Consider the following 10,427-nt stretch of genomic DNA (forward strand, 5'->3'; position numbering starts at 1 on the left):
GTGGTGGCTTCGACCACGCAGCGACCATGCTGGCCGACCCGGGCGGCATGGGTGGCCCGAGCGCGCCTCGGCCGCCGGGCCCGCCCGGGGCGCCCGGTCTGCCGCAGCCGCCCGGACCGCCCGCGCCTCCCGGTCCTCCTGGTTCGACGCCGCCGCGCGGTGGTGGCTTCGACCACGCAGCGACCATGCTGGCCGACCCGGGCGGCATGGGTGGCCCGAGCGCGCCTCGGCCGCCGGGCCCGCCCGGGGCGCCCGGGGTGCCGCAGCCGCCCGGACCGCCCGCGCCTCCCGGTCCTCCTGGTTCGACGCCGCCGCCCGGTGGCGGTGCGCACCATGCCGCCACGATGCTCGCGGGCCCCGGTCAGGCCGGGCCGCCCGCGCCGCAGCCGTCCGGTCCGCCCGGAGCCCCCGGCATGCCGCCGGGCGGCGCCGCCGGTCCCGTACCGCCGAATCCGCACACCCCGCCGCCCCCGGCGTACGGCTATCCGCAGGCGCCGGCCGGTCAGCCGACCGTCGGCCCCGGCTACCAGGCGGTCCTGCGCTTCCGCGCGCCCGATGGCAGCGAACAGCAGCTGATCCGCCGCTCGGCGCCCGGCACCCCGCACCCCGAGTGGCAGATGCTGCACGAGCTGCGGGCCATGAACGTGCCGCCGCAGCAGGTCATCGAGCTGCACACCGAGCTGGAGTCGTGCGAGCTGCCCGGTGGCTACTGTGCGCGCATGATCCGGGAGACCTGGCCGCAGGTACGGATCACCAGCGTCGCCCCGTACGGCACCGATCACGCCAGCCGCCAGCAGGGCATGCAGCATCTGCTCACGCACCAGGGCGAGTTGCACCAGGTCGCGGACGGTCCGGCGCGTCCGGCTCCGGTACGGGCTCCGCTGCCGCAGATGCCGCCCGCGATGCCGATCCCGCCGGAGGCCATCGCGGAGGAGCTGCTGCAGTCCTTCGGGCCGCAGGGTGTGCTCCGTTTCGACCAGCGGGCGGTGTCCCGGCAGGGGGTGCCCGAGGTCGTGGCACGGACGCTGGTGTGGGCGGGGCTGCCCGCCGATTTCGGGCCGTTCTTCTGGGCGCAGCCGGGTCAGCCGGTGGTGCCGACGCTTGCCGAGCTGGCCGTGCAGCGGCAGGTGCAGCCGGCTGCCGACGCGGGGGCGTACCTCGTCATGGGGTCCGACTTCGGGCGGGCGATCTGTGTCCAGTACGGCACGGCGAACATCGTGGCCGTGCCGGTCGAGGCCGGTCCGGGCGGACAGCCGGTGCCGCCGCAGTTCGTGAACACCGGGCTGCCGGAGTTCACTCGTTCGATGGCACTCCTGGGCCGGATGTGGCGGCTCCGCTTCGGCCTCAACCCGGAGCAGGCGGGCCGCTGGACGGTCGATTTCCAGGCGCAGCTGGTGGCGCTGGACGCGGCGGCGCTGGCGTCGCCGGAGAGCTGGTGGTCGGTGCTGCTCGAGCAGATGTGGGACGGGCTGATCTGACCTGATCCGACCTGCCGCGTACCAGGCGCCCGGACCCCTGTCGGGGTCCGGGCGCCTCTGCGTCTGTGAACGACCGTCTTGTGACACCCGTCGCTTCCGTCCGAAAAGTACCGAAACGATTCCGACTTCTCTGTCAATTGCCGCATCCTTGACGTATTGCTTGGTGGTCGGAGAGTCGGAGAAAGGCTTCAGGATGAGTGCTGCACCGGTGTCCGCGCACGGCTTTGTCGTGGTGCGTGGGCGTGGCTACCGCCCGGAGCAGGTGGACGGGACGGTGACCGCCCTGTCGGCGGCGCGGGAGGAGGCCTGGGAGCTGCTGGCCCGGCTGACCGCGCTGGCCGAGGAGCTGGAGGCCGAGTCCGCCGGGCTTGCCGAGGTCGTCGCCACGCTCGCCCCACAGACGTACGTCTCGCTCGGCGAGCGGGCGCAGGAGATGCTGGCGCTCGCGGAGGCGGAGGCGGAGGCCGTGCGCGGTGCCGCGCTGGAGGAGGCGCGGGCGCTGCGGGACACGGCGGACGCGGCGGCCCGCGCGTTCCGCGGCACGGCCCGCGCGGACTCCGACGCCATGCGGGCGGCCGCCGGGGCGCACGCGGACGAGACGGTGTCGTCGGCGCAGCGGAGAGCCGACGACATGCTTGCCGCGGCTCTCAGGGACGCCGGAGAGGTACACGACGAGGCGCAGGCCGCGGTGGCCGAGACGCGCCGCCGCACGGCTGCCGTGCTGGCCAACCAGGAGCAGGAGCACACCGAGCGGTGGAAGGCGGCCGAGCGGGAGCTGGCCGAGGCCGAAGCGGCGCAGGCCGCGCACCACGATGCGCTGACCGAGCAGGCGGAGAATCGCCTGGCCGAGGCGCGGCGGGCGCTGGCCGAGACGGAGGAGGCCGCGCGACACGGCCAGGAGGACGCGGAGGCGCAGTCCACAGAGCTGATCGCGGCGGCGCGGGTGCGCGAGGAGCGGGTGGTCCGGGAGACGGAGCGGATCCTGCGGGAGCACGAAGAGGGTCGCGAGGAGGTCCTGGCGCACATGGCGCACGTACGGAACTCGCTCGCGGCTCTCACCGGGCGTGGGGCTACGGCGGAGGGCTGAGCGTCGCGGGACCGGGCGCGGGAGGACCGGGCGCGGGAGGATCGGGCGTCGCAGCACCGGGCGCATGCGCGGTCCGTGCCCTTGAGCGGGTGCGGGCCCGGTCCTAGCCCGCCCGGCGCGCCGTTGCCGGGGGTGCGCCCGCCAGGATCCACGGCTCCTCGGTCTCGTACAGCCTGCGTTCCTCGGCCGCCGTGCGCCCGCCGAGCACCGTTCCCAGCCAGCCCGCCAGGAAACCGAGCGGGATCGACACGAGCCCGGTCGTGGTGAACGGGAACCAGTTGAAGTCGCGTCCGGGGAAGACCGACCCGGGCGAGCCCGAGACCAGATTCGTGCCGGTGATCAGCACCAGCACGGCAACGGTGCCGCCGATCAGGGTGCACAGCAGCCCCGTGCGGGTGAAGCGCCGCCAGAACATGCTGTAGACGAGCGCCGGGGCCAGCGCCGACGCCCCGATGCAGAAGGAGAGCGTCACCAGCGCCTGGACGTTCCAGTGCCGGGCCAGTACGGCGAGCGTGATGGCGACCAGGCCGACACCGACCGCGGCTGCCTGCGCCGCGCCCATCTCGATGCGGTCCTCGACCGGCTCCTTGTCGCGGTCGCGGATCCCGTGCAGCCCGTGGGCGAACAGGTCGTGGGCGAGAGAGTTCGCGCAGGCCAGGATCATTCCGGCGACCGAGGCGAGCAGCGTCAGGAAGATGGCTGTCGTCATCATGGTGACAACCAGCGCACCGAGCTCGCCGCTGCCCGCGACCGCGCCGCTGACCTGCAGGATCGAACTGTTTCCCTGCGCTCCGGCAGCCACGATGAGGTTGTGGCCGACCAGTGCCGCCGCGCCGAAGCCGATCACGGTGAGCAGCAGGCAGAGACCCACGACCACCGAGACCGCCCAGGAGAGTGAGCGGCGGACGGCCTGTGCGCTGCGGGCGCTCGACATGCGCATGGTGATGTGCGGCAGACAGGCGGCGCCGAGTACCACGGTCAGTTGGGAGCTGACCATGTCGAGCCCGCTGCCGCCGAACTGCAGGCCGGAGCGGAGATACGCCGCCCCGGCGCCGCTGCCCTGCTGGGCGGCTGCGAGCAGGGCGTCGGTGGACCAGTCGAAGCGGTTCATGACCAGTGCGGAGATGGTGAGGCAGGCGGCCACGAGGACGACCGTCTTGACGATCTGGATCAGGGCGGTGCCCTTCATCCCGCCGATCGCCGCGTAGCTGATCATCACGATGCCGAGGACGATGATCGAGCCGGTACGGAATCCGGAGCTGTCGAAGCCGAGGATGAACGCGAGCAGATCGCCACTGCCTGCCAGCTGCACGACCATCATCGGAACGAGCGCGGTCAGGGTGACCCCGCAGGCGGCGATGCGGACCGTACGGCCGGGGGCGCGGCGGGTGAGCATGTCGCCCATGGTGAACCGCCCTGCGTTGCGCAGCGGTTCGGCCAGCAGGAACATCAGCAGGACCAGGGAGAGGGTGGTGCTCAGGGCGAGGACGAGCCCGTCGTAGCCGGTGAGGGCGATGACTCCGGTGGTGCCGAAAAGGGTTGCGGCGGAGAGGTAGTCGCCGGCGATGGCGAGGCCGTTGCGCACCGGGGAGAGCGAGCGGTAGCCGGTGTAGAACTCGTCGAGGTCGTCGCGGTCCGGGCCGGTCATCACGCAGAGCAGCAGGGTGACGGTGGCCACGGCGATGAACGCCACCAGGGACATCGTCTGGGCGGACTCGTCGAATCCGTTCATCGGGTCCCTCCTGTTCTGCGGAGTTCGGCGGCGAGCGGGTCGACCGTGCGCCGGGCGGTCCGCTCGTAGAGGGCGATCGCGAGCAGGGTGACCGGGAGTTGGCACAGACCGAGTGCGAGGCCGGTGGTGAGGCCACCGCCGACGGGGTGGGTCATCAGTCCCGGGGCGAAGCCGGACAGCAGGAGGAAGAGGGTGAAGAAGCCGAGTGCGGTCAGCGTCGCGCCGCGCCGCAGGATGCGATAGGCGCCGCGCAGCCGGCGCAGATCGCTGTGGTGGCCGGGTGCGGGGACGGGCGTGGTGGGCGGGCTCGGCCAGCGGGGCGGGGGAGCGGGTGCGGAGCTCTGCCAGGGGAGGAGGAACGCGGGGTCGTGCGGAGGCTCGTACCGGGGCCGGTGGGTTGGCTGTGGCCGTTGGTGGCGGGGTTGGTACGGGGGACGGTGCGGCGGTTGGGGAGGCTGGTGCTCAGGGAAGGGTTGTGCAGGTTCGTGCGACATCTGGATGCTGCTCCTTGCACGGCTTCGGGCCCGGGGACGGGCTGCAAGGGAGAAGCGCGGGTGCGCTGCTGGATGCGCGTACGTTACTCGTGAGTAAAGCGACTGGGGAGGGGTTGGTCCGAACTACCTGCGGTAACCCTTCAGTTGTCCAGTCCTGTGTCAATTCCTGGGGCCTTCAGGACCCGGTTTCCGGCATCGCCGCCGGCCTCCTCGGCGCCCTCCGCGAGGATTGGGAAACGGCGTGGCGCCACGAAGACCAGTACCAGCAGAGCCACCGCCGCGGCCGCTGCGGCCCCTAGGTAGACCTGGTCGACGGCCGCGTCGACAGCCCGCCGCAGATAGTCCGCCCCGGCGGCGGAGAGCGCACCCGGGTCGTCCAGTGCGTGCGAGATCGCATCCAGGTCGCCGGGCAGCCCGGGGACGGGCGCGTCGGCGAGCCGGGACGCGAGGACGCCGTTGGCGACCGCCCCGAAGAGTGCGGCGCCCAGACTCTGGCCGACCTGGCGGCAGAAGAGTACGGAGGCGGTCGTCGTACCGCGTTCGGACCAGCCGACCGTCGACTGGACCCCCACGATCAACGGGAGTTGGAACAGCCCCAGCGCCGCACCCAGCAGCAGCATGATCAGGGCCGGTTGCCACGGCTCGCCGGGATACGGCAGCAGCGGGAAGGACAGCAGGATCAACAGGGTGCCGCTCATGCCGATGATCGCGGTGCGGCGGAACCCGATGCGGTTGTAGACCCGGTTGGACAGGGCCGCCGACACCGGCCAGCTGAGCGTCATCACGGAGAGCACGAAACCGGCGGCGATCGGCCCGAGGCCGAGGACCGACTGGGCGTACGTCGGCAGGAAGACGGTCGGGGCGACCATCAGCAGCCCCATCGCGCCCAGGGCCAGATTGACCGAGGCGATGGTCCGCCGCCGCCAGACCCAGCCGGGGATGATCGGGTCGGCGGCGCGTCGCTCGATGGCGACGGTCAGTGCGGCGAGAGCGGCGCTCGCGCCCAGCAGGCCGAGCGACGGCGCCGACAGCCAGGGCCAGGCGACACCGCCCTGCACGAGCGCGGTCAGCAGCAGGGCACCGGTCGCGAAGACGGCGAGGGCGCCCGCCCAGTCGATACGGAGCCGGGGTGCGCCCGCGGTGCGGCGGGCTCGGGACGGTTCGTGGAGGTGGCGTACGACCAGCCAGAGCGCGACCGCCCCGATCGGCAGATTGATCAGGAAGATCCAGCGCCAGTCGGCGTAGGTCGCGAGCAGCCCGCCGACCACCGGCCCTGCCACGGCGGACGTGGCCCAGACGGTGGACAGCCTGGCCTGGATCCTCGGGCGTTCCTTGAGCGGGTAGAGGTCGGCGGCGATGGTCTGCACCGTGCCCTGCAGCGCACCGCCGCCGAGCCCCTGGACGACACGGAAGGCGATCAGGGCGGCCATGTTCCAGGCGGCGGCGCAGAGGACCGATCCGGCGAGGAAGAGGATGATGCCGGCGATCAGGACCGGCTTGCGGCCGAAGGTGTCGGAGAGCTTGCCGTAGACCGGCAGGGTGACCGTCACGGCCAGCAGATAGCCGGAGAAGAGCCAGGAGAAGACGGCGAACCCGCCGAGATCGCCGACGATCTGAGGGACCGCGGTGGAGACGATGGTGCCGTCGATCGCGGTCAGGGCCATGCCGAGCATCAGCGCGGCCACGACGCGGCCGCGACCGTGGCCGCGTCGTGCGGTGGGGGAGGGGGCGGGGGCCGGTCCGGACCCCGACTTTGCTTCGGTATCGCCGCCCGCGCCGCTCACAAAGATCCCTTCCCTATGCACGTACTTTCCCGGGGACACTGTCTCACCCGCTGCCGTGCCAGGACACCGGAACAGTCACGGCTGCCCGCGACCGCCCATGGGTGGAGCCCCCTGAGATCCGGCTCCACCCATGGGCGGAGACCCCTAGGGGTAGCTCCTTACTTCTGCCCAGGGACGGTTCCTCCCGACGGAGGACGTGGCGGAGGGGTCCCGTTCCATAGCGTGTTCCTACACCGCGGTTGCGGCTGACCGCAGGGGGCGGGGTGGGGAAAACCCCACCTGAAGACTGCGCTGGGCACCAGCGCGCCGATCGCCGTCAGGCCCCAGACTCAGTACGTACACAACGACGCACTCAGTACGTACACCACGACGTCCAGGCATCGACCGACATAGGAGAATTACCGTGACAACGGCTGTAACCATTCCCAGGCACGGGGACACTGGAGGGCGTACGGCCGTCGCTGCGCGAGCGCGCCAGGTCGTCAAGGCGTACGGAGCGGGGGAGACCCGGGTCGTCGCGCTCGACCATGTCGACGTGGACATCGCCCGCGGGCAGTTCACGGCGATCATGGGCCCGTCCGGCTCCGGCAAGTCGACGCTGATGCACTGCCTGGCCGGTCTGGACACGGTGACCTCGGGCGAGATCCACCTGGACGAAACCGAGATCACGAAGCTCAAGGACAAGAAGCTCACCCAGCTCCGCCGGGACCGGATCGGCTTCATCTTCCAGGCGTTCAACCTGCTCCCGACGCTCAACGCGCTGGAGAACATCACGCTGCCGATGGACATCGCGGGCCGCAAGCCCGACGCCGACTGGCTGCAGCAGGTCGTGGACACGGTCGGTCTCGCCGAGCGGCTCAAGCACCGCCCCACCGAGCTCTCCGGCGGCCAGCAGCAGCGCGTCGCGGTGGCCCGGGCGCTCGCCGCCCGCCCGGAGATCATCTTCGGTGACGAGCCCACCGGGAACCTGGACTCGCGGGCCGGCGCCGAGGTGCTGACCTTCCTGCGCAAGTCGGTCGACGAGCTGAACCAGACCATCGTCATGGTCACCCACGACCCGGTGGCCGCCTCCTACGCGGACCGGGTGCTGTACCTCGCGGACGGTCGCATCGTCGACGAGATGCACAACCCGACGGCCGACCAGGTCCTCGACCGCATGAAGGACTTCGACGCGCGCGGGCGGACGTCATGACCGTCTGGAAGACCTCGGCGCGCAACTTCTTTGCGCACAAGGGACGGATGGCGCTCTCCGCCGTGGCGGTCCTGCTGTCGGTGGCGTTCGTGTGCGGCACGCTCGTCTTCACCGACACGATGAACACCACGTTCGACAAGCTGTTCGCGGCGACCTCGGCCGATGTCACCGTCAGCCCCAGGACCGCGCAGGGTGCCGACGAAATGCCGCAGAACGGCAGGCCTGTCTCGCTGCCTGCTGCCGCCGTCGAGCAGGCCAGGAAGGCGGACGGGGTGAAGACCGCCGAGGGTGCGGTCACCAGCATGTCCGTCACCGTCGTCGACAGCCACAACAAGAACATGGGCTCCTCGACCGGTGCCCCGACGATCGCGGGCAACTGGACGCAGAACGACCTGCGTTCGATGGAGATCACCTCCGGTCACGCACCGCGCGGACCGACCGAGGTCATGGTCGACGCCGACACCGCGGACAAGCACCACCTGAAGATCGGTGACGAGCTGCGCACCATCGCCGTGACCGGCGACATCAGGGCGACGATCAGCGGTATCGCCTCCTTCAAGGTCACCAACCCGGGTGCGGCCGTCGTCTACCTCGACACCGCCACCGCGCAGGCCAAGCTGCTCGGCAGGCCCGGCGTCTTCACCCACATCTCCGTCACCGCCGAACCCGGCGTCAGTGACACGCAGTTGAAGAAGAACGTCGCCACCGCCCTCGGTGACGGCGTCGCGTACAAGCTCCAGACCCAGCAGGAGGCCGCGGACGCCAACAAGGACTCGATGGGCTCCTTCCTCGACGTGATGAAGTACGCGATGCTCGGCTTCGCCGGGATCGCCTTCCTCGTCGGCATCTTCCTCATCGTCAACACCTTCTCGATGCTGGTGGCCCAGCGCACCCGCGAGATCGGCCTGATGCGGGCCATCGGCTCCAGCCGCCGGCAGGTCAACCGGTCCGTGCTGGTCGAGGCGCTGTTCCTCGGCTTCGTCGGCTCCGTCCTCGGCGTCGGTGCCGGAATCGGTGTCGCCGTCGGTCTGATGAAGCTCATGAACTCCATGGGCATGAACCTGTCCACCGAGGACCTCACGATCGCCTGGACGACTCCGGTGCTCGGGCTGGCGCTCGGCGTCATCGTCACCGTCGTCGCCGCGTACGTCCCGGCCCGCCGGGCCGGGAAGATCTCCCCGATGGCCGCCCTGCGTGACGCCGGCACCCCGGCGGACGGCCGCGCCGGCCGGGTACGGGCCCTGATCGGTCTGGTCCTCACGGCCGCCGGCGGCGCCGCCCTGTACGCCGCGGCGCAGGCCGACAAGGCGAGCGACGGATCGCTCTTCCTCGGTGGCGGTGTGGTCTTCACCCTGATCGGCTTCATCGTGATCGGCCCGCTGCTGGCCGGCTTCGTGGTCCGGGTGCTCAGCACGGTGGTGCTGCGGATGTTCGGCCCGGTCGGACGGATGGCGGAGCGCAACGCGCTGCGCAACCCGCGGCGTACCGGAGCGACCGGAGCGGCCCTGATGATCGGCCTCGCGCTGGTCGCCTGCCTCTCCGTCGTCGGCTCGTCGATGGTCGCCTCGGCGACCGAGGAGCTCGACAGGTCGGTCGGCGTGGACTTCATCGTCCAGCCGAGCGGCAATCCGCCCCAGCCGATCGTGCCGCAGGCCGCGAAGGCACTGGAGGCCGTCCCGGGTATAGAGCACATCACCCACTACAAGTCGGTCAGCGCCGAGCTCACCGCCCCCGACGGCGCGGTCGAGGACGAAGGTGTCGTCGCCGCGGACCCGACGTACAGGGACGACCTGCGCCGCGAGACGGTCTCCGGGAACCTGGCCGACGCCTACGGCGAGGACGCCATGTCGGTCGGCGACGCGTACGCCACCCGGCACAAGGTAGAGGTCGGTGACCGGATCACCGTCGCGTTCAAGGACGGCGGGACGGCGAAGCTGAAGGTTGCCGCGATCACCTCGGACGACACGAACGTCGACAAGGGCGCGATGTACACCAGCATCACGACCGCCGAGAAGTACGTCCCCGCCGACAAGATGCCGAAGAACATGCTCATGTTCGCCGAGGCGCAGGACGGCAAGGAGAAGGAGGCGTACGCCGCCCTCAAGGACGCCCTCGCCGCGTACCCGCAGTACACCGTGCAGAACCAGGCCGACTTCAAGCAGGACCTGAAGGACCAGATCGGCCAGCTGCTGAACATCGTCTACGGTCTGCTGGCGCTCGCGATCATCGTCGCGGTGCTCGGTGTGGTGAACACTCTGGCCCTGTCGGTGGTCGAGCGGACCAGGGAGATCGGCCTGATGCGTGCCATCGGCCTCTCCCGCCGCCAGCTGCGCCGCATGATCCGCCTGGAGTCGGTGGTCATCGCCCTCTTCGGTGCCCTGCTCGGCCTCGGCCTGGGCATGGGCTGGGGCACGGCCGCGCAGAAGCTGCTGGCTCTGGAAGGCCTCGGCGTGCTGGAGATTCCGTGGCCGACGATCCTCACGGTCTTCGTCGGCTCGGCCTTCGTCGGCCTGTTCGCGGCACTGGTCCCGGCGTTCCGGGCCGGCCGGATGAACGTGCTGAACGCGATCGCCACCGAATAGCGGCCGCGGAGATCCACGTAGGATGACTGCTCCGGCCCCGAGGTGTTCCTCCAAACACCTCGGGGCCGGATGCGTTGC

At 71.0% G+C, this 10,427-nt stretch carries 7 protein-coding genes; 4 read left to right on the forward strand and 3 right to left on the reverse strand.

The genetic code is table 11. The features are described from left to right. Both ACWCP8_RS23535 and ACWCP8_RS23540 read left to right on the forward strand, forming a co-directional pair. The coding region (locus ACWCP8_RS23535) for an SUKH-4 family immunity protein (protein ID WP_451117926.1) at nucleotides 1-1,478 on the forward strand (1,478 nt) is incomplete at its 5' end. Between the two features lie 193 nt (nucleotides 1,479-1,671). Then, nucleotides 1,672-2,565: a cellulose-binding protein gene (locus tag ACWCP8_RS23540; protein WP_451117928.1), complete on the forward strand. Its 894-nt coding sequence runs from the start codon at nucleotides 1,672-1,674 to the stop codon at nucleotides 2,563-2,565. Between the two features lie 103 nt (nucleotides 2,566-2,668). On the opposite strand, the gene ACWCP8_RS23545 is transcribed toward ACWCP8_RS23540, so the two are convergent. The 3 genes from ACWCP8_RS23545 to ACWCP8_RS23555 all read right to left on the reverse strand — a co-directional run bounded on the left by ACWCP8_RS23545 (nucleotide 2,669) and on the right by ACWCP8_RS23555 (nucleotide 6,464). Beyond that, nucleotides 2,669-4,297, reverse strand: a complete 1,629-nt coding sequence (locus tag ACWCP8_RS23545; RefSeq protein ID WP_352265508.1) for a sodium/solute symporter — start codon at nucleotides 4,295-4,297, stop codon at nucleotides 2,669-2,671. Next, complete coding sequence (locus tag ACWCP8_RS23550) at nucleotides 4,294-4,791, reverse strand: DUF485 domain-containing protein (RefSeq protein ID WP_352265510.1); 498 nt, start codon at nucleotides 4,789-4,791, stop codon at nucleotides 4,294-4,296. The genes ACWCP8_RS23545 and ACWCP8_RS23550 overlap by 4 nt, the downstream gene beginning before the upstream one ends. Before the next feature lie 140 nt (nucleotides 4,792-4,931). After that, nucleotides 4,932-6,464, reverse strand: coding sequence for an MFS transporter (locus tag ACWCP8_RS23555; RefSeq protein WP_451118017.1), 1,533 nt, complete (start codon nucleotides 6,462-6,464; stop codon nucleotides 4,932-4,934). Nucleotides 6,465-6,978: 514 nt separating this feature from the next. Here ACWCP8_RS23555 and ACWCP8_RS23560 point away from each other — a divergent pair. Together ACWCP8_RS23560 and ACWCP8_RS23565 are read left to right on the forward strand one after the other, a co-directional pair. Then, a complete protein-coding gene (locus ACWCP8_RS23560) occupies nucleotides 6,979-7,767 on the forward strand; it encodes an ABC transporter ATP-binding protein (protein ID WP_352265514.1) in 789 nt (262 codons plus the stop codon). Next, nucleotides 7,764-10,349, forward strand: coding sequence for an ABC transporter permease (locus tag ACWCP8_RS23565; protein ID WP_451117931.1), 2,586 nt, complete (start codon nucleotides 7,764-7,766; stop codon nucleotides 10,347-10,349). The genes ACWCP8_RS23560 and ACWCP8_RS23565 overlap by 4 nt, the downstream gene beginning before the upstream one ends. The last annotated feature ends 78 nt before the right edge of the window (nucleotides 10,350-10,427 follow it).

The organism is Streptomyces sp. NPDC002206, from assembly GCF_053593595.1.